General features: G+C 70.3%; 16 protein-coding genes. 9 read left to right on the top strand and 7 right to left on the bottom strand.

The genetic code is table 11. From position 1 onward, the window contains the following. Positions 1-35 precede the first annotated feature (35 nt). The 5 genes from deoC to cdd are packed head-to-tail and all read left to right on the top strand — an operon-like array spanning position 36 to position 4,576. Positions 36-812: a deoxyribose-phosphate aldolase gene (deoC, locus tag BOX17_RS12185; RefSeq protein ID WP_071944920.1), complete on the top strand. Its 777-nt coding sequence runs from the start codon at positions 36-38 to the stop codon at positions 810-812. Beyond that, a complete protein-coding gene (deoA, locus tag BOX17_RS12180; protein ID WP_071944918.1) occupies positions 812-2,152 on the top strand; it encodes a thymidine phosphorylase in 1,341 nt (446 codons plus the stop codon). Before deoC ends, deoA begins: the two co-directional genes overlap by 1 nt. Beyond that, positions 2,149-3,411, top strand: a complete 1,263-nt coding sequence (locus tag BOX17_RS12175; protein WP_071944916.1) for a phosphopentomutase — start codon at positions 2,149-2,151, stop codon at positions 3,409-3,411. Before deoA ends, BOX17_RS12175 begins: the two co-directional genes overlap by 4 nt. After that, the gene (gene deoD, locus BOX17_RS12170) at positions 3,411-4,145 is read left to right on the top strand and encodes a purine-nucleoside phosphorylase (RefSeq protein ID WP_071944914.1); all 735 of its coding nucleotides are present in this window, start codon (positions 3,411-3,413) and stop codon (positions 4,143-4,145) included. Before BOX17_RS12175 ends, deoD begins: the two co-directional genes overlap by 1 nt. Next, positions 4,142-4,576, top strand: coding sequence for a cytidine deaminase (gene cdd, locus BOX17_RS12165; RefSeq protein WP_071944912.1), 435 nt, complete (start codon positions 4,142-4,144; stop codon positions 4,574-4,576). The genes deoD and cdd overlap by 4 nt, the downstream gene beginning before the upstream one ends. A gap of 101 nt (positions 4,577-4,677) precedes the next feature. Here cdd and BOX17_RS12160 read toward each other — a convergent pair whose 3' ends face one another. Next, positions 4,678-6,144: a hypothetical protein gene (locus BOX17_RS12160; protein WP_071944910.1), complete on the bottom strand. Its 1,467-nt coding sequence runs from the start codon at positions 6,142-6,144 to the stop codon at positions 4,678-4,680. A 6-nt stretch (positions 6,145-6,150) separates the two neighbouring features. Beyond that, positions 6,151-8,469 (bottom strand): mechanosensitive ion channel family protein, encoded by a 2,319-nt coding sequence (locus BOX17_RS12155; RefSeq protein ID WP_071944908.1) that lies wholly within the window; start codon positions 8,467-8,469, stop codon positions 6,151-6,153. Between the two features lie 95 nt (positions 8,470-8,564). On the opposite strand from BOX17_RS12155, the gene BOX17_RS12150 reads away from it, so the two are divergent. Then, on the top strand, positions 8,565-9,560 hold the full coding sequence (locus BOX17_RS12150) for an amidoligase family protein (RefSeq protein ID WP_071944906.1): 996 nt from the start codon (positions 8,565-8,567) through the stop codon (positions 9,558-9,560). Further along, on the top strand, positions 9,557-10,246 hold the full coding sequence (locus tag BOX17_RS12145; protein ID WP_071944904.1) for a gamma-glutamyl-gamma-aminobutyrate hydrolase family protein: 690 nt from the start codon (positions 9,557-9,559) through the stop codon (positions 10,244-10,246). Before BOX17_RS12150 ends, BOX17_RS12145 begins: the two co-directional genes overlap by 4 nt. Before the next feature lie 80 nt (positions 10,247-10,326). On the opposite strand, the gene BOX17_RS12140 is transcribed toward BOX17_RS12145, so the two are convergent. The 3 genes from BOX17_RS12140 to nfi form a co-directional block, all read right to left on the bottom strand. Continuing rightward, positions 10,327-10,758 (bottom strand): OsmC family protein, encoded by a 432-nt coding sequence (locus BOX17_RS12140; protein WP_071944902.1) that lies wholly within the window; start codon positions 10,756-10,758, stop codon positions 10,327-10,329. A gap of 139 nt (positions 10,759-10,897) precedes the next feature. After that, a complete protein-coding gene (locus tag BOX17_RS12135; RefSeq protein WP_071944900.1) occupies positions 10,898-11,452 on the bottom strand; it encodes a DUF1415 domain-containing protein in 555 nt (184 codons plus the stop codon). Between the two features lie 264 nt (positions 11,453-11,716). Further along, a complete protein-coding gene (gene nfi / locus BOX17_RS12130; protein WP_071944898.1) occupies positions 11,717-12,427 on the bottom strand; it encodes a deoxyribonuclease V in 711 nt (236 codons plus the stop codon). Between the two features lie 78 nt (positions 12,428-12,505). Between nfi and BOX17_RS12125 the strand changes: the two genes are divergently transcribed. Next, complete coding sequence (locus BOX17_RS12125) at positions 12,506-13,792, top strand: exonuclease SbcCD subunit D (RefSeq protein WP_071944896.1); 1,287 nt, start codon at positions 12,506-12,508, stop codon at positions 13,790-13,792. Next, the gene (locus BOX17_RS12120; RefSeq protein WP_071944894.1) at positions 13,789-17,115 is read left to right on the top strand and encodes an AAA family ATPase; all 3,327 of its coding nucleotides are present in this window, start codon (positions 13,789-13,791) and stop codon (positions 17,113-17,115) included. Before BOX17_RS12125 ends, BOX17_RS12120 begins: the two co-directional genes overlap by 4 nt. Before the next feature lie 124 nt (positions 17,116-17,239). On the opposite strand, the gene BOX17_RS12115 is transcribed toward BOX17_RS12120, so the two are convergent. Both BOX17_RS12115 and BOX17_RS12110 read right to left on the bottom strand, forming a co-directional pair. Further along, entirely contained in the window at positions 17,240-17,911 is a 672-nt protein-coding gene (locus BOX17_RS12115; RefSeq protein WP_125925565.1) for a hypothetical protein, read from the bottom strand. A 187-nt stretch (positions 17,912-18,098) separates the two neighbouring features. Continuing rightward, positions 18,099-19,112, bottom strand: coding sequence for a nuclease-related domain-containing protein (locus BOX17_RS12110; RefSeq protein ID WP_071944890.1), 1,014 nt, complete (start codon positions 19,110-19,112; stop codon positions 18,099-18,101). Positions 19,113-19,428 lie beyond the last annotated feature (316 nt).

The following is a 19,428-nucleotide window of genomic DNA, read 5'->3' as shown; positions in this document are numbered from 1 at the left end:
CCGCCTCGCCACACGCTTTCACCGGAGTTCACCCCATGACCGAACTGCAACAGGCCGCACGCCAGGCCCTGGCGCTGATGGACCTCACCAGCCTCAACGACGACGACACCGACGCCACCATCGAGGCCCTCTGCCAGCGGGCGAAGACCCCCGCCGGCACCCCGGCGGCCGTCTGCGTCTACCCGGACTTCGTCGTCACCGCGCGACGCGCCCTGAAGGCCCACGGCCTCGAGGGCATCGTCAAGGTGGCCACGGTCACCAACTTTCCCCAGGGCGGCGACGACGTCATGGCCGCCGCCCGGGCGACCCGCAGCGCCGCGGCCGCGGGCGCCGACGAGGTGGACGTGGTCTTCCCCTGGCGTGCCCTGATGGCCGGCGACGAGGAGACCGGTCGCGAGCTGGTCGCCGCCTGCAAGCAGGCCGCCGGGGACGCCGTTCTCAAGGTCATCCTGGAGACCGGCGAGCTGAAGGACCCGGCCCTGATCCGCCGGGCCAGCGAGCTGGCCCTGGAGGGCGGCGCCGACTTCCTCAAGACCTCCACCGGCAAGGTGGCGGTCAACGCCACCCTGGAAGCCGCCGAGATCCTGCTGATCGCGATCCGCGACAGCGGCCGGGACGCGGGCTTCAAGGCGGCCGGCGGCGTGCGCACCGTCGAGGACGCCCTGGCCTACCTGCAGCTCGCCGAGCGCCTGATGGGCGTGGCCTGGATCACCCCGGACCACTTCCGCTTCGGCGCTTCGGGGCTGCTCGACAACCTGCTCCAGACCCTGGAGGTCGATACCCGCGCCGCCGGCAAGGCCGGAGGCTACTGATGCGTGCCGCCGCCCTCCCCCAGGAGCTGATCCGGGCGAAGCGCGACGGCCAGGCGCTCGGCCGCGAGGCGATCGGCGAGCTGGTCGCCGGCATCGCTGACGGCAGCCTGTCCGATGCCCAGGTGGGGGCGCTCGCCATGGCCGTGTTCCTCAAGGGCATGGACGCCGACGAGACCGTGGCGCTGACCGAGGCCATCCGCGATTCCGGCGAGGTGCTCGACTGGTCCGGTCTCGACCTCCCGGGGCCGGTGCTCGACAAGCACTCCACCGGCGGCGTCGGCGACCTCGTCTCGCTGGTGCTCGGCCCGTGGATCGCCGCCTGCGGCGGCCATGTGCCGATGGTCTCCGGGCGGGGCCTCGGCCACACCGGCGGCACCCTGGACAAGCTGGAGGCGATCCCCGGCTACTCGGTGACCCCCGATACCGCCACCTTCCGCCGCCTGGTCCGCGAGGTCGGCGTGGCGATCATCGGCCAGACCGCCGACCTCGCCCCGGCCGACCGTCGCCTCTATGCGGTGCGCGACGTCACCGCCACGGTGGAGTCGCTGCCGCTGATCGTCAGCTCGATCCTCGGCAAGAAGCTCGCCTGCGGTCTCGACGCCCTGGTGATGGACGTCAAGACCGGCAGCGGGGCCTTCATGCCCACCGAGGAGGCCTCCCGGGAGCTCGCCACCGTCATTGCCGAGGTGGCTAGCCGCGCCGGCACCCCGACCACGGCACTCGTCACCGACATGAGCCAGCCCCTGGCCCCCTGCGCCGGAAACGCCCTAGAGGTGCACGAGGCGATCCGCCTGCTGACCGGCGAGAAGCGCCACGGTCGGCTGCTCGAGGTGACCCGGGGCCTGGCCGCCGAGCTGCTCATGGCCGGCCGTCTGGCCGGGTCGCGCGAGGCCGCCCTGGCCCGGCTCGACGAGACGCTGGCCTCGGGGGCGGCCGCCGAGCGCTTCGCCCGCATGGTGGCGGGGCTGGGCGGCCCGACCGACCTGCTCGAGCGGCCCGCCGACCACCTGGCGGAGGCCCCGGTCGTCCGCGCCGTCCATGCCGAACGCCCCGGGCGCGTGCAGGCCATGGACACGCGCGAGCTGGGCCTGGCCGTGGTGGCCCTCGGCGGGGGACGCTCTTCCCCGGGCACGGCCATCGATCCCGCCGTCGGGCTCTCGCGTATCGCCTCGCTGGACGAGACCGTCGACGGCGACCGTCCCCTGGCACTCGTGCATGCCGCGAGCGAGGGCGACGCCGACTGGGCCGAGCGCCGGCTGCGCGCGGCCATCCGGGTGGGCGACGCGCCCGCCGCATCCCCTACACTGATTCACGACGTGATCCGTCGGGAGGTCCCATGAGCCGCGCCATCGTGCTGGTCCTCGACTCCTTCGGCATCGGCGCGACCCCGGACGCCGAGCGCTTCGGCGATGCCGGCGCCGATACCCTGGGCCACATCGCCGCCGCCTGCGCCCGCGGGGAGGCCGATGTGCCGCCGGGCCCCGACACGGGCCTGGGTCGCCAGGGGCCGCTTTCGCTGCCGAACCTCGCCCGGCTGGGGCTCTTCCATGCCCACCACGAGAGCACAGGCCACTGGGCCGAGGGCGTCGAGGTGCCGGCCGAGGTGGTCGGCGCCTACGGCCATGCCCGGGAGCTCTCCTCCGGGAAGGACACCCCGTCCGGCCACTGGGAGATCGCCGGCGTGCCGGTGCGCTTCGACTGGGGCTATTTCCCGGACCGGGAACACAGCTTCCCCGACGAACTCCTCGACGCCCTGATGCAGGAGGCCGGGCTGCCCGGTGTGATCGGCAACTGCCACGCCTCGGGCACCGAGATCATCGCCCGGCTCGGCGAAACGCATGTCGAGAGCGGCAAGCCCATCGTCTACACCTCGGCGGATTCGGTGTTCCAGATCGCCGCCCACGAGGAGGCCTTCGGCCTGGAGCGCCTCTACCGCCTCTGCGAGATCGCGAGAAGGCTGCTCGAGCCCTACAACATCGGGCGGGTGATCGCGCGCCCGTTCACCGGCGAGGACGCAAGCACCTTCGCCCGCACCGCCAACCGCCGCGACTACAGCGTCGAGCCGCCCGCCCCCACGGTGCTGCAGAAGCTGCATGACGACGGCGGCACGGTGGTGGCCATCGGCAAGATCGCCGACATCTATGCCCACTGCGGGATCTCCCGCACAGTCAAGGCGAGCGGCCATGACGCCCTGATGGACGCCACCCTGGCGGCCATGATGGATGCCGGCGATCGCCGCCTGATCATGACCAACTTCGTCGACTTCGACATGGTCCATGGCCATCGCCGCGACGTGCCGGGCTACGCGGCCGCCCTGGAGCACTTCGACGCCCGCCTGCCCGAGCTGCTCGAAAGGCTGCGCGACGACGACCTGCTGATCCTCACCGCCGACCACGGCTGCGACCCCACCTGGCCGGGCACCGACCACACCCGCGAGCACATCCCGGTGCTGGCGCTCGGCGCCGGGCTTTCTGCCGGCTCGCTGGGCGCGCGCGCCACCTTCGCCGACATCGGCCAGAGCCTGGCGGCCCACCTCGGCCTGCCCCCCATGGACGATGGCGACAGCTTCCTTCGCCCCGCCGACACAGGAGAGTCCTGATGGCCACCCCCCATATCAATGCCGAGCGCGGCGACTTCGCCGATACCGTGCTAATGCCCGGCGACCCGCTGCGCGCCACCTACATCGCCGAGACCTTCCTCGAGGAGGTCCGCCAGGTGAACACGGTGCGCAGCATGTCCGGCTACACCGGCCGCTACAAGGGCCGGCCGATCTCGGTGATGGGCCACGGCATGGGCATCCCGTCGGCGTCCATCTATGCCAAGGAGCTGATCACCGACTACGGGGTCGAGCGGCTGATCCGCGTCGGCTCCTGCGGCGCGGTGCGTGACGACGTGGCGGTGCGCGACGTGGTGATCGGCATGGGCGCCTGCACCGACTCCGGGGTCAACCGGACGCGGTTCGCCGGCATGGACTTCGCCGCCACCGCCGACTTCGCCCTGACCCGGCATGCGGTGGACGCCGCCGCGGCGCTGAGCGTACCGGTGAAGGTGGGCAACCTCTTCTCGGCGGACCTGTTCTACGACCCGCGCCCCGAGACGGCCGAGCTGCTCAAGCGCTATGGCATCGTCGGCGTGGAGATGGAGGCAGCAGGCCTGTATGGCGTGGCGGCGGAGTTCGGCGCCCGGGCCGCCACCATCTGCACGGTGTCGGACCACATCCTCAAGGGGGATTCCCTCTCCAGCGACGAGCGGCAGAGCACCTTCGACGAGATGATGGAGATCGCCCTGGACAGCGTGCTGCGCGATGACGAGAGCCGGGAGGCCCAGCGATGAGCCGCCCCGACCAGCCGCCCCTCGACCCCGCCATCGTGGCCGCCCTGATCGCGGTGCGCGACAACGCCTATGCCCCCTACTCGCACCACCCGGTCGGGGCGATGGTGGTCAGCGAGAGCGGGACACGCTACGGCGGGGCCAACGTCGAGGTGGCCCACTACAAGGGGCTCTGCGCCGAGGCCTCGGCCATCGCCGCCATGACCAGCGCCGGCGAGCGGGAACTGCGCGAGGTCTACGTGATCGGTCCGGGCGAGCACCTCTGCACGCCCTGCGGCGACTGCCGACAGCGCATCCGCGAGTTCGCCACCCCCGAGACGCGCATCCGGGTGGTCGATGCCCACGGCCGGCTGCTGCGCGACTACGACATGGAAGCGCTGCTGCCGGACTCCTTCGGCCCCGAGAACCTCAGCCCCGAGAACCTTGGTCCCTAGAGCCTTGTTCCCGAGAACCTTGGCCCCGACAACCCGGGCCTGAAGGGCTGACGCGCTCTTCCCTCGACCTCCCCTCGACTGAGCCGGGCACGAGGCCCGGCTCAGTCGGGCGGCTCCTCGTGCACCAGCTCCACGTCGACGATCTTCGAGCGGCTCATGACGATCTTCCAGCGCTGCAGCAGCGGCGTCCCGTCGCCCTCCACCTCGCGGATCACCAGGTTGATCAGGTGGCGCTTCTCCACCGGCTCGCGCACTACCTGCCCCTTCTCCTCGAGCCGATAGACATGGTGGCTGCCCTTGTCCATCAATCGCGCCAGCGGTGACAGGTCCAGGGTCAGGGTCTCGCGGGTGCGGTCGTAGCCGCTGAGGAAGCGGGTGGGCGACATCCGCGAGCTCGAGCGGTAGTGCAACACCACCTCCTCGCGCTGGGCCATGTGCCGCTTGCGCACCCGGCGGATCTGCTCGTCGAGGCCGGAATAGCGCTGGTAGTCGAACCACTCCAGCTGTCGCCCCAGCACGGCATTGCTGTGGGCGTCCAGATACTGGCGCCGCCACTTGGGGCGTCCCCGGCGCAGCCAGCGCCACAGGGTAATGCGCAGGTCGTCCTTGAACACCTCGCGCAGGGCATAGAGCACCGCGAGGCTCAGCACGAAGAGCGCGGTGATGTCCCCCAGCACCGCCCGGGCCTCCAGCAGGCCCAGCGAGACGAAGACCATCACCACCGCCGTGGCCAGGCCCTTGACGGCCTTCTCCTCGCCGCCGCCGAGCTCCTGGGTGCGCTGCTTGAGGGTCACCGGATGCTCGATCAGCCGGCGCAGCAGGCGCATCTTGTTGGACATCCGGGTGGGATCCCGGGTGACCCGCTCGGAGTTGTACTCCCGGCTCCGGCGATGCTCGTCCTCCTCGCGGCAGATCCCCAGCAGTCGCGTGCGGATCTGCCGGTAGTCGTTGCCCCGGGGCAGGTGGGCGATCAGCTCCAGCAGCCGCTGCTCGGTGAACCAGGAGAGGTAGTTGTCGATGTTGGCGTAGTAGCGGTGCAGGCCCTCGTCGCTGGGCTCCTGTCGGCGCAACCGGCGCAGGATGCCGCGGGAGAGGTCGATGGTCTCCTCGAGCTGGTCGCGCAGCCCGACGGCCGGCGCCTTCTCGTCCTCCGGCCGGCCCTCCCCGGGGGGCTCCTCCGGCGTCTCGGCCCTGTCGTCGCCGCGCTTCTCTGTCTTGCGCGCCAGCCGCGCCTGCTCGAGCAGCGCCTGGGTGGAGCGCTCCAGGGCCACCACGTACTGGTAGGCGTAGAGGCTCAACCCCAGGCGGTACTGGTCGGCATCGAGCCGCTTGCCCGCCAGGCGGCTCATCACCAGCGGCAGGCGGTGGCGGTCGCTGTAGTAGGTGCGCTTGACGTGGATGGCGCGGTGGTAGAACGCCTCCTCCGACAGCACATGGGCGTTGAGGCCGAACTCGGCTGGCACGAAGAGGTAGACATCCAGCCGGTGGGAGCTCTCCTCCCGCAGCACCCGGGAAATCTTGAGGTGCAGGCTGTCCCGGCGTTCGACCGTGACCTGGTGAGTCGCCACGCCCGATTACCCGGGGTCCGGGGCGGCGCCCCGGGCGTTGGTGTCCCCCTCCGGGTCGGCGACCCCCGCCTCGCCGGGTCGACGACCGCTGGCATCCCGGGCCTCGGCCCCCTCGCCGGTGCCGTCCAGGCGACCGCCGCCCTGCCCCTCCATGAAGACGCTGAGCCGCGGCACGCCGAGGTCGACGGACTGGGCCTCCATGCGCTGCTTGAGCAGCAGGTTGAAGGCCCGCGCCACGTCCCACTGCATCTCCGGCGCGGTACGGAAGCGCATCCGCAGGATGGCGCAGCCGTCCTGGAAGCTGTCGATGCCCTGCATCTCCAGCGGCGACCAGATGTGGTGGCGCATCATCGGGTCGTGGCGCAGCTGCTGGGCGGTCTCCTGGATCAGCGTGGTGGCGTCGTCGATCTTCATGTCGAAGGGGATGCGGATCCGCATCAGGGCGATACCGAACTGGCGCGACATGTTGTGGATGGAGTCGATGCGGCTGAAGGTGATGATGTGCACGATGCCGTCCAGGTCGCGCAGGCGCACGGTGCGCAGGGTCAGCCCCTCGACGGTGCCCATGTGGCCGTTGATCGTGACGAAGTCGTCCACCGCCAGCGAGTCCTCGATGAGGATGAAGATGCCGGTGATCAGGTCCTGCACCAGGGTCTGGGCGCCGAAGCCGATGGCCAGGCCGATCACCCCGGCACCGGCCAGCAGCGGCGTGACGTTCACCCCGATGTTGGCCAGGCCGACGATGGACGCGATGATCACGATGGTGGCGAAGATGATGTTGCGGATCATCGGCGTGATCGTCTGGGCCCGGGCCAGGTTGACGCGACGCCCCCGGGCGCGGGCCGGGCTGGTCAGCGCGCGCTGGATGGCCGTGTCGGCGAAGATCCAGATCAGCCAGGCCAGCAGCACGGTGAAGCCGATGGCCAGAAGGGCCTGCCCGATGCGCACGCTGGCCACCCCCTGCTGGCCGATACCGATCAGCGAGGCGCCCCACACCTGCAGGGAGAGCTCGGCGAAGGCGATCCAGGCGAGCACGTGGGACAGGGCATAGCCGAAGCGCTCCAGGCGCTTGCGGTAGTCGCTCACCCGGCGCTGCTGGGAGCGGCGCTGCCCGTGGCGACGGATCAGTCCGGTCACGACCAGGGTCAGCACCAGCAGCGAGGCCGAGATGATCGAGCGGGCCAGGGCGGTGCCCACGTCGCCCACGGTGACGAAGATCGCCAACAGGGAGCCGCCCACCAGCAGCAGGGCCGGCACGTGCCACAGCCCGCCGACCAGCCGGACCACCTCGGAGGCGCTGCCTCGCTCGCGGCGCAGGGCATAGGGCCGGTTGCGGATCAGGTGCTTGATGGGGCGCTTGAAGCGGATGATGAAACGCCCGCTGATCATCGCCGCGAGCATGTTGGACAGGATCGACATGAGGCCGGCCAGGTCGGCGCCGATGATGCCGGAGAGCCTGGAGGAGTTGAAGGCATCCCCCAGGGCGATCAGGGCCCCGATGATGAACAGGGCGCGCAGGCTCTGGTGCTGCAGGATCTGCACGGCCGTGAAGCGGTGGCCGCTGGTGAACACCGAGATCACCGTCTCCACCACCACCGAGAGGGTGCGCCCGCACAGCGCCACATAGGCGATCACCAGGGTGGCGGTGCGGCCGGCGCTCGGCGGCACCAGCTGGGCGATGCCCAGCACCATCAGGAAGGCCAGGGCCCAGGGCAGCATCCGGCGCAGGAAGTGGACCACCAGCAGGCCGCCGCGGGGCTCGCGGGGCAGGTCCAGGGGCCAGCCCCGGCGCTTGGCCAGCTGTCGGCCCAGGGCGATCAGGATCACCAGCAGGCCAGCCCAGATCGCCAGCAGCACGGCGAACTCGATGACGAAGCGCAGCAGCTCGGCGTTGCCGGTCTGCACCACCAGGTCGACCAGGTCGGTCCAGCCCTGCCGCAGCTGGCGGCGCCACTCATCCACCGGCGATTGGCCGGAATCGGCCTGCTCGCCGAGCTGGGTGATGGTCTCCGCCAGGGCGCCGAGCAGCCCCTGGGGCCGGGTCAGGCCGGCCTCCTCGGCGGCCGGACCGTTGGCCTGCTGGATCTGGCGCAGGCTCTCGATCAGCGCCTGGCGCTGGTCGGTGTTCTCCAGGGTGGCGATCACCTCGTCCAGGGAGGCCTGGAAGGCCTGGGGATCATGGGTCGCCGTCTTCTCGCCGCCGGGGGCCAGGCCGGAGAGCGGCAGGGTCTGGGCCGACGAGACCGCCGGGAGCAGCAGCACCGACAGCAGCAGCCAGACCAGCAGGCGGCGAAAGACAACGAACGTCCGGTTCGCTACAGGCAATGTTCCCTCTCCCTTGTCGACACGGTGCGGGCCGCGTCCGTGATTCTCGAGGCAGTATGTTAGGCTGCCGTCACCATGCTCTACAGGATGCCGACATGACGCCGCAACCGCCACCCGAACCCCGCAACGCCGACGGCGAGACGCGTCGGGTCGGGGTCGAGATCGAGTTCGCCGGCCTGCCGCCGCAGCGGACGGCCGAGCTGGTGCAGGAGCTGTTCGGCGGCGAGGTGAAGGTCCTGAGCCCCCACCGCCTCAAGGTCACCGGGACTCGCTGGGGCGACTTCGGCATCGAGCTGGACACCCAGTACGCCCATCCCGACCAGGACATGGTGGATGCCGAGGAGGCCGTGGACAGCGAGTGGGAGCGCATGCGCCGGGACTTCCACTCCCGCACCCGCGAGCTGATCGGCGACATGGTCACGGGCCTGGTGCCCACCGAGATCGTCTGCCCCCCGGTGCCCTGGGACGAGCTGGACGACCTGGACGCCCTCTTCGAGGCCCTGCGCCGTCACGGCGCCAAGGGGACCGAGGCCAGCCTGCTCTACGGCTTCGGCCTGCACCTCAACCCCGAGGCCCCGAGCCTCGAGGTCGATAGCCTGCTGGCCTACCTGCGCGCCTACCTGCTCAACGCCGCCTGGCTGCGCGAGCAGATCCACGTGGACATCACCCGGGAGGTGCTGCCCCACGCCAACCCCTTCCCCCGGGCCTACGCCCTCAAGGTGCTGGATCCGGGCTATGCGCCGGACCTCGACACGCTGATCGGCGACTACCTGGAGGACAACCCGACCCGCAATCGGGAGCTGGACATGTTGCCCCTGTTCGCCCACCTGAGGCCGGACTTTCCCCACGAGCTCTTCCACAACCGCCTGGTCAAGGCGCGACCGACCTTCCACTACCGCCTGCCCAATGCCCAGCTCTCCGAGTCGGGCTGGGGGGCCGTGACGGAGTGGAACCGCTGGCTCGAGGTCGAGCGACTGGCCTGCACCCCGGAGACCCTGGCCGAGCGCGGCGCCCAGTACCTCGCCCGCCACCGCCCGTCGGCCCCCCGCCGGTGGCTGATCCGCCTGCGCCGCTGGGTGTCCAGACAATGAGTCGGGAGACGCGCCCGCTGATCGGCATTACCACCTCGGATACCAAGAGCCGGATCGCCTGGTGGTTCGACTGGTTCGCCGTCTGGCGCCATGGCGGCCGGCCGATGCGCCTGTCGCCCTCGCGCCCCTTTCCCGAACATCTGGATGGCCTGATCATCGGCGGCGGCGACGACATCCAGGCCCACCTCTACGATGACGAGGTGCGCCTGGACGTGCGCGTGGATCCCCAGCGCGACGAGCTGGAGCTGGAGCTGCTGGAGTGCTTCATCCCGCTGGGCAAGCCGGTGCTGGGGATCTGCCGGGGCGCCCAGCTGATCAACGTCTACCTGGGCGGCACCCTGGATCCGGACATCTACACCACCCACGAGGGGCTCAAGCGCCGCCGCACCGTGCTGCCGCGCAAGACCGTGGACATCGTCGCCGACAGCCAGCTCTACCGGATCCTCGAGGTCACCTGGTGTCGCATCAACAGCCTGCACCACCAGGCCGTGCAGAAGACGGGCAAGGGCATCGAGATCGTCGCCCGGGATCGCGACGGCCTGGTGCAGGGCATCGAGTCCCGCGAGCACGACTTCCTGATCGGCGTGCAGTGGCACCCCGAGTGGCTGATCTTCAACCGCCCCCAGCAGCGCCTGATCCGCGCCCTGGTGGACGCCGCCCGGCGGGGCACCACGGCGCCGCCATAGCCCCCGACGCAAGGCGCCGGGACCCCAGGGGGCCCCGGCGCACGGGTCAGACGATGTGGCCGGTCACACCGGCGCTGGCGTCAGCCTTCCAGCTTGGCCGAGAGGCTGATCTCGGCGTTAAACAGCTTGGAGACGGGACAGCCCTCCTTGGCCTTGTTGGCGGCATCCTGGAAGGCCGCCTCGTCGGCGCCCGGGATCGCCGCCACGGTGTCGAGGTGGACCGAGGTGATGGCGAAACCGCCCTCGACCTGCTCCAGGACGACCTTCGCCTCCGTGGCGATGCGGTCGGCCTTGAGGCCGGCCTCGCCCAGGATCATCGACAGGGCCATGGAGTAGCAGCTCGCGTGGGCGGCGCCGATCAGCTCCTCGGGGTTGGAACCGGCCTCGCCCTCGAAGCGCTTGGCGAAGCTGTAGGGAATGTCCTTGAGCACGCCGCTCTGGGTGGACACAGTCCCCTTGCCGTCCTGAAGACCGCCCTGCCAGACCGCACTGCCGGATTTCTTGATGCTCATGTCGACTCCTTCTCGTTGTCAGGGGTGAACCACTGCTCCTACACCATACACCATGGAGACGGAGCCCTTCGGGCACAAGGTGGGGCCCGGCGAGGGCCCGCGTATCGCGCAAAAACGGCACGCCGAGACGGGCGACCGGCTAGTCGGTGCCCCTCAGAGCCGCGAGCACGCGGGCCAGGGTGGCGTGGCCCAGTTCGCGCATCGCCGCGATGTTGCGCTCGGGGATGCCCTCGGGGTTCGGGTGGTGGGCCAGGGCCCGCTCCAGCCCCGCCTCGCGAAGCAGGTGCCACATCGGGAAGGGCGAACGGTTGGTGAAGTTGGCGGGATCATCCGGCTCGGCATCCGCGAAGACGTAGTCCGGGTGGAAGCTCGCCAGCTGGAAGGTGCCTTCATAGCCCTGCTCGGCCAGCAGCGCCTCGGCGATCTCCAGCAGGTCCAGGTAGTCGTCGAAGTCCTCGAGCCCCTCGGTGAGCACCAGCAGGGTGGTCTCCACCTCGGGCGTCGCCTCCAGGTGGCGACACTCGTCGAACAGCGCCAGCAGCGCCGCCTCGCGGTCAAGGGCCGGCACCGCCACGGTGCGGATGCTGCCGCGAGCCACCTCGCGCCCGGCGAAGGGGCAGACGTCGCGGGCGACCACGAAGGTCTCCACCCAGGCGCGGGTAGCCGCGAGGGGATCGGGGCGAGAGGTGGTCATGGGCGCTCATCCAGCCAGGGAAAGGGGCCGCCATGGTCCGCCGCCCGGCCGCGGTTGGCAAGCCGCGGTGACAGACGCCAGGGCTATCACAGTCACCGGAATCAAGGGGCGCTGGGGGCAAGCCGAAGAGGAGGTCCTACGCCAGGGATGGCATCGGTAGCGCCCATGGATGGGTTTACAGCGCCTCCTCGTAGGCTTGTCGCCAGGTCAGCCCCGAGCTACCGAGTTGTCGAACTCTCTGCGATAGCCCTCACACTCCGAGGCTTAGCACCTCGGATCACGCCGCGAGGCGAGCCGATCGGCCAGCCGCGTCGGCTCCGGCAGCTTGGTGCGCCCGAGGCAGCGGATCACCCAGTCGACCGCTGTAGCAAGCGACACCCGATGCCCCGGCGAGACGAAGATCGGCTTCACCTTCGCGCGCGAGCGCAGCACCGCGCCGATCGTCTCGTCGTCCGGGCCGTCCACCAGCGGCGTCCAGTCGCCCCGCGCGGGGCCGGGCTCCTCGTGGCGGCCGCAGAGCCGCGTCTTGGCCACGCCGATGGTCGGCAGGTCAAGCCACAGCCCCAGGTGGCTGGCGACCCCGATCCGTCGCGGATGGGCGATGCCCTGGCCGTCGACCATGGCGAGCTGCGGCCGGGTGGTGAGCTTCTCGAAGGCGCCGAGCGCCGCCGGCACCTCGCGAAACGAGAGCAGCCCCGGCACGTAGGGCATGCGGGTCGGCTCGCGATGCACCACCTGCTCCACTATCTCAAAGGTTGCCGGTTCGAACTCGCCTGACGCAACCGGCGGCCAGGCCAGCACCACCACCGCCGCCCGGGTGATCGCCCCGTCCTCCTCGAAGCCGATGTCCACACCGGCGAGGTGGCGCACCGGGTCCAGGCGGTCGGCGCGCTCCACGCGACCGGCCAGGCGCTTCTGCAGGGCGATGGCCTCCTTCGGGGCGAGGTTCCAGTCGTGCAAGGCGGTATCGGGCATCGGGGCTCCCTGAAGTGTCGGCGTCGCTCGGGTTAGACTACGGCTTTTGCCGCGTGACGGACCACCGGGGAGCCGACCTTGAGACTGATCCACACCGCCGACTGGCACCTGGGCCAGAGCTTCCACGGCCAGGAGCGCCACGTCGAGCATCGCGCCTTCCTTACCTGGCTGCTCGACAACCTGGTGGCGCGTCGTACCGACGCCCTGCTGGTGGCCGGCGACATCTTCGACGTGGTCAACCCGTCGCTGGCCGCCCAGGCGCTGCTCTACGACTTCATCGTCGACGCCCACCAGCGCCTGCCGGGCCTTCAGATCGTGCTGATCGCCGGCAACCACGACAGCGGCAACCGCATCGAGCTGCCCGCCCCGCTGATGCGAAGGCTCAACACCCACGCCCTGGGCCGGGTCTACTGGCAGGACGACGGCGACCTCGACGCCGAGCGGCTGCTGGTGCCGCTCACCGACGCCGAGGGCGCGACCCGTGCCTGGTGCCTGGCGCTGCCCTTCCTGCGCCCCGCCGAGGTGACCGGCGCCGGCGTGCGCGCCGACGAGGACGCCGACGGCGCGCCCAACGACTACGTCGCCGGCATCAACCGCGTGCACACCCGGCTGATCGAGGCCGCCCGCGCCCGCCGCGAGCCCGGCCAGGCGCTGGTGGCGATGAGCCACGCCCACCTGCACGGCGCCGCCGTCTCCGAGGCCAGCGAGCGGCCCATCGTGATCGGCGGCGAGGAGTCGATCTCCGCCGCCCTCTTCCCCGACGACATCGCCTACGTGGCGCTCGGCCACCTGCACCGCGCGCAACAGGTCGGCGAGGAGCGCATCCGCTACAGCGGCAGCCCCCTGCCCCTGGACTTCAGCGAGGTGACCTATCCCCACCAGGTGGTGGAGGTAGTGCTCGAGGGCGAGGCGCTGGCCGCCACCGAGGCGATCCCCGTGCCCCGCCCGGTGGCCATGCACCGCGTCGGCCCCGCGCCGCTCGAGCAGGTGCTGGCCGAGCTCGAGGCCCTGGAGGACGATCTCGAGCTGCCAAGAGACCGCTGGCCCTGGCTGGAGGTACGCGTCGCGCTCGAGGCCCCGGTCCCCGACCTGCGCGCCCGGGTGGAGGTGGCCCTCGAGGGCAAGGCGCTGCGCCTGCTGCGCCTCGAGCGTCGCCTGCCCCGGGTCGAGGGCGAGGAAGGCCCGGCGCGGGTCGACCTGGAGAGCCTCGGCCCGCGCAAGCTCTTCGAGCGCACCTGGGCCGACCGCTGGGGCGAGCCGCCCGAGGCGGACGTGCTCGCCGACTTCGACCGGCTCTGCCAGGACGTCCTCGACGCCGAGGGCGACGACGCCGGCGCGGCGGGTGACCAGGAGGTGACGTCATGAGGATCCTCGCCCTGCGACTGGAAAACCTGGCCTCGCTGCCCGGCCCGCTCGAGCTCGACTTCACCACCGCTCCGCTGCGGGATGCGGGCCTGTTCGCCATCACCGGTCCCACCGGGGCCGGCAAGAGCACCCTGCTCGACGCCCTGTGTCTGGCGCTCTACGGCGGCACGCCGCGGCTGCGCCAGGCGCCGGCCCGCGACAGCCAGATCGACGACACCCCGGACTCCACCCTGACCACCAGCGACCCGCGCACCCTGCTGCGCCGCGGTACCGCCGCCGGCTTCGCCGAGGTGGACTTCGTGGGCCGCGACGGGCGCCGCTACCGCGCCCGCTGGGCGGTGCGCCGCGCCCGGGAGAAGGTCGACGGCAAGCTGCAGAAGGCCGAGCAGTCGCTGCGCGACCTCGACGACGACCGCCTGCTCACCACCCAGAAGCGCGAGTTCGACCGCCTGCTGCCGGAGCGCCTGGGGCTCACCTTCGACCAGTTCACCCGCGCCGTGCTGCTCGCCCAGAGCGAGTTCGCCGCCTTCCTCCAGGCCGACGACAACGAGCGCAGCGACCTGCTCGAGCGCCTCACCGGCACCGCCGAGTACTCGTCGATCTCCATGGCCGCCTACCAGCGCGCCAGCCGGGCCAGGAAGGCCGTCGAGGCCCTGGAGGCCAGGCTCGCCGACGGCCGGCCCGCCGAGCCCGAGGCCCGCGCCGAACTGAAGCAGGCGGCCGAGGCCACCCGGCGAGCGCTCACTGACCTGCAGAACCAGGCGGCATCGCTCCAGGCCCGGCGCCGCTGGCACGACGACGATGCCCGGCTGCACGAGGCCTATCGCCAGGGCCTGGCCCGGCAGCAGGACGCCGAGGCCGACTGGCAGGCGCTTGCCGAAGCGCGCGCCGACCGCGAGTGGCGCCGGCTGATCGCGTCTCAGCGCCACGCCCTCGCCCGCCGCGCCGCCCTGCCCGACGAGATCGCCACCCTGGAGGCGAGCCACGTCGAGACGAGGCAAGCGCTCACCGACGCCGAACGCGACCAGGCACAGGCCCGCGAGGCCACCGAGGCCCGCGAGAGCGCCCTGGCCGAGGCCTCCGCGGCGCGACGCGAGGCCGAGCCCGCCCTGCGCGAGGCCAGAGACGAGGCCCAGCGCCTCGCCACCCACGAGAAGCAGCTCGCCGACCTGGAGGCGGCCCGCACCAGGCAGCAGGCCGAGGCCGAGCGGCTGGCCCGGGAGCACCGCACGGCCAGCGAGGCCCAGCAGACACGACAGCGACAGCGCGACGACTGGCAGGCGACCCTCGAGCGGTTGGTGGGCACTCACCCTCGCCTCGATGCCGCTCGCCAGGCCGCTCAGCAGATCCACGACCAGGCGGCCCATCGCCACCTGGCGCTGGGCGAGCTCGCCAGCCGCTGGCAGGAGCTCGGTCGCGCGGAGCAGGCCCTTAGCCAGCTCACCCGCCGGCTCGGCGACGACGAGACCCGCAAGAACAGCTTGCTGACCGAGGGCCAGAACGCCCGCCAGGCCCTGGACCGCGCCCAGGCCCACCTCGACAGCGTCAGCGCGCTGATCGATCGCAGCCGCGCCGTGCGTAGCGAGAGCGTGGCGAGGCTGCGCGAGGCCCTCGTCGAGGGCGAGCCCTGCCCGGTGTGCGGCGGCCACGACCACCCATGGCGGCAGCACCCGCCGGCCACGCCGGAGGCCGCCCAGCTCGAGGCCCAGGAGGCGGAGGAAGCCCGCCAGCTCGACACAGCCCGCGAGGCGCGCGACACGGCCCAGCGGCAACGCGACGAGCTTTTCGGCGAGTACCGCGCCGTGGAGGCCGCCCTCGCCCGCCATAGGCAGGATCGCGAGGCAGCCGAGCGGCAGCGCGACGCCGCCCGCGAGGCCCTGGAGGCGCATCCCCTGCAGCGAGAGCTCGCCGCCATCGAGGCAAACGAGCGCGACGCCTGGCTCGAGGCCCAGCGCGAAGCGAGCGAGACCCGCCGCCGGCAGGCGCGGCAGCGGCTGGACGAGCTGGCCCGGGCCGAGGCCGAGCTGGCCCCGCTGGAGCAGGCGCTGCAGGAGGGCCATGTCGCCCTGGCGCGCCTTGAGGCCGAGAAGCAGCACGCCGACACGGCGCTGGCCGAGCTGGACGAGCGGCTGCCGCCGCTGCGGGAGGAGCGCGAGCGGCTTTCCCGTGGGCTCGCCGCCCGGCTCGGCGAGCACGCCTCGCCGGATGCCTGGCAGCAGCACCTCGACGCCCGCCAGGAGCAGGCCCGCCAGGCCCGCGACGCCGCTCAGGCGCGCTGGCACGCGGCCCAGCAGGAGCAACAGCGCCTCGCCCAGCGGGTCGAGCACGAGGCCGAGCGGCTCGAGAGGCTGCGCCGGGAGCGCGACACCCTCGCCCACGAGCTCGCCGACTGGCGCGCGGCGCACCCCGAGCTGACCGACGCCACCCTCACCCGGCTGCTCGCCCAGACAGAAGAAGCGGCCCGCGACGAGGAGCGGCAGATCGAGGCCGCCGACCAGGCCCGCCAGCGCGCCGCCGCCACCCTCACCGAGCGGCGCGACGCCCTGCTGCGCCATCGCCGCGACCAGGGCCTGATCGAGGAGACCGAGGAAGCGAGTCGGGAAGAGGAGCACGACGAGGCGCTACTTGGTGACGCCGTGGCCGAGGAACTGCGCCGCCGCCGGCAGGCGCTGGAAAAAGCCGAGGCCGACCTGACGCCGCGCCTGGAGGAGGCCCAGCGGGCTCGCGACGAGGCCGCCTTCGCCCTGAGCGATGACGATCGCCGCCGCGAGCGGCGCAAGGCCGGCCAGACCGAGCTGGAGGCCGCCCAAGCCGAGTTCCGCCGCTGGGGCCAGATCAACGAGCTGATCGGCTCCGCCGACGGCAAGGCCTTCCGACGCATCGCCCAGGCCTACAACCTCGAGCAGCTGCTGGAGCACGCCAACGCGCACCTGAGTGGCCTCTCCCGCCGCTATCGGTTGGTGCGCGGCGGCAGTCCCCTGGGCCTGCTGGTGGTGGACGTCGACATGGGCGACGAGCGCCGCTCGGTACACTCGCTCTCCGGCGGCGAGACCTTCCTGGTCTCGCTGGCCCTCGCCCTGGGGCTCGCCTCCATGGCCTCCGGCGAGCTCAACATCGAGTCGCTGTTCATCGACGAGGGCTTCGGCAGCCTCGACCCGCAATCCCTGGCGCTCGCCATGGAGGCGCTGGACGGATTGCAGGCGCTGGGGCGCCGGGTGGGCGTGATCTCCCACGTGCAGGAGATGCACGAGCGGATCCCGGTGCAGATCCAGGTGGAGCCACTGGGGAACGGCACCAGCCGAGCGAAGTTGGTCAGTCAGTAAGGAGACAAACGGCTCGTTGACGAGGTTTAAAACATCTCCAGCAAGCCGATTCCTGTTACATCGAACTGGCAGCTATCGGCCACGAGCGGACGGTGGTCGATCTAGAGGCCCAGGCCAGTCCTTCTCAATCCACCTGCGGCTGATCCTGGGCTTCTCGGCACATCAGGATCGCCTGCAGCACAAACCCACCGGTCATCGCGACGAACACGCCGAGCGAGGCGTTCGCGCCCATGCCGAAAGCGTCGGTGACGAACAGGATCGCGGCGATGGGCATGATCGTCCGGCCGCCCCAGCGCATCAGCCATGTTATAAGCCCTCGATCGGGCAGCGTGAACGTAAATGCAACCAGCGAAAAGGCCGCCAGGTGCAGTTTCATTCCCGAAACGAAAACATGCAGCGAGATCCGCTCGCCGGTGATTACCTGCCCCGCGCCGGCGAGTCCGAGCGAACCCATCATCAGCAGGTTCTCGGATACATCCAGCACCATGGTGACGAGGATCCCAAGCCCGCCAGCCCACGCAGCAGGCGGGCAACGATCACGAAAAGCGATCACGGCGAAACCAACTGCCCCGGCATAGGAGAGTGCGAACAATCCGTCGAGGAACAGCGCCGTTCGCAATGCCGGGTCGGCAGCCTGCAGGAAGGCGGTGAAGGTTGCTGGGTCCGAGAAGGTCTCTAGCGGGTCCTGTGCCGCCGCACCTGATGAAGCGATGATGACGGCCGAACCCAGAAGCAGCAGCGTGAGCGCGAGCACACTGAACACACCTGCGGTGCGAAGCGATGGCGCTTTGGTCATACTGCGGACTCCGACATGTAGCTGCAGGTAGATGAAGCGCCCCGGGTAATCTGGAGACTCATTTCTACGAGTCAGGCAGCCATCACCTGACTGCCTCGGTCAGGCACTCAGTGTAGCGGATCGACAGATCCTAGGCGGATTCCGAACGTCTGAAAAGGGTCGATAGCTGTCATGTCATCGCCATTCCCTATACCTGCCGAAAAATCAGAAATTGCTGCGCGCATTTCCGACAACTGCCGGTGTACTCCTGGCCATCCTTGGACACACGCACGCTCTTCCAGCCACAAGCAGGACATGGCTGCTTCATCGAGGTGTTGGTGCTGCAACGGCCGCACTTCACGTAGTAACCGTACTGGCCGTACATGCCGGCGAGATGATGGGCCTCTCCACACTGCTTGCAGGTCACCAAATTCTGGGCCTGAACGGTAGGCTCGGTCTGGAAGGAAACGTTTTCCGGCGCCGATGAAGCCGAGTAGTGTGGTGCAGGCTCGGCAACGGGGGCGGCCGGTTCTGGTATGGCGGTTTGGCTATCGCTGCTCGCCGAGGCGGTGCTCACCTGGGCAGTATGCTCGAGCAGGAAGCTGGCGATATTGGAGAGCTCTTGTTTCGAAAACTTGGGCTTGGCCTTCAGATACTCCGTGAGGATACTGCCCACCACCTCTCGAATCTTCTTTGCCAGAAACTCCGTCTTGACCACCCTATCGGCAACATCCTTGGGCATCTTGTCCCGATGCAGGATGGCGGTGCTGGAGACGGCACAGAGCACCTGCCAATCGCGTCCTCCTACCTTGGTCTGTATGCCCAGCACCTTGCCAAGCATCTTCTCTACGTTATCTCTGATCAAATGATACAAGAGCTGCTTCTGTAACTCCCCCTGGCGAATCGGTGACGGGATCCCCATCCAGTTTCCCTGGTAGCTGCGCGACCACTCGCCGGCAGCGTTGACCGTGACCTCGCCGACGATGCTCTTGGATTCGACGATGATGAAGCCGTAGGGGTGGAGGATCAGGTGATCGATCTGCGCCCGCTCGCCGCGGTGTTCGAGGCGCAGGTCGTTGATGACGTGGATCTGCTTGTGCTCGCCGAACTCGCGGCGCAGCTGGAAGGCGACGTCCTGCTCCTGCTTGTGGCCGTAGAAGGCGCGCTCGTCACCGCCATGGCCGTCGCCGCTTGGGTAGGCGTCCTTTTCCTTAAGGATCATGGGCTTATCCCTGCATGTCGGCCCGGTTGCCGGGCCATCGCTGACGCTTTGCAACATTTCGTTACCCGTCAGCCTGACACCAAAGCGGCCTGAGGGCCAGCCATGCGAAAGTCGCGAAGGGGCGAGACACCGGGACTCGACGCTCCTTCAGGACCGTCAGAGCCTGCTCGCTCTCTGCCTCCACGAAGAGATGATCGTGGGAGCCGCCGGCCATGACGTCGGCGCTGATGTCACGCCTCACACCCGCAGCAGAATTGGGAGGGTAGCGACCGAGTTCACCAACCGCATGCGATTGCTATCTGGTTTTTACTGAGGG

The organism is Halomonas aestuarii, from assembly GCF_001886615.1.
GTDB lineage: Bacteria > Pseudomonadota > Gammaproteobacteria > Pseudomonadales > Halomonadaceae > Halomonas > Halomonas aestuarii.
This window is presented reverse-complemented; position numbering and strand designations above follow the sequence as displayed.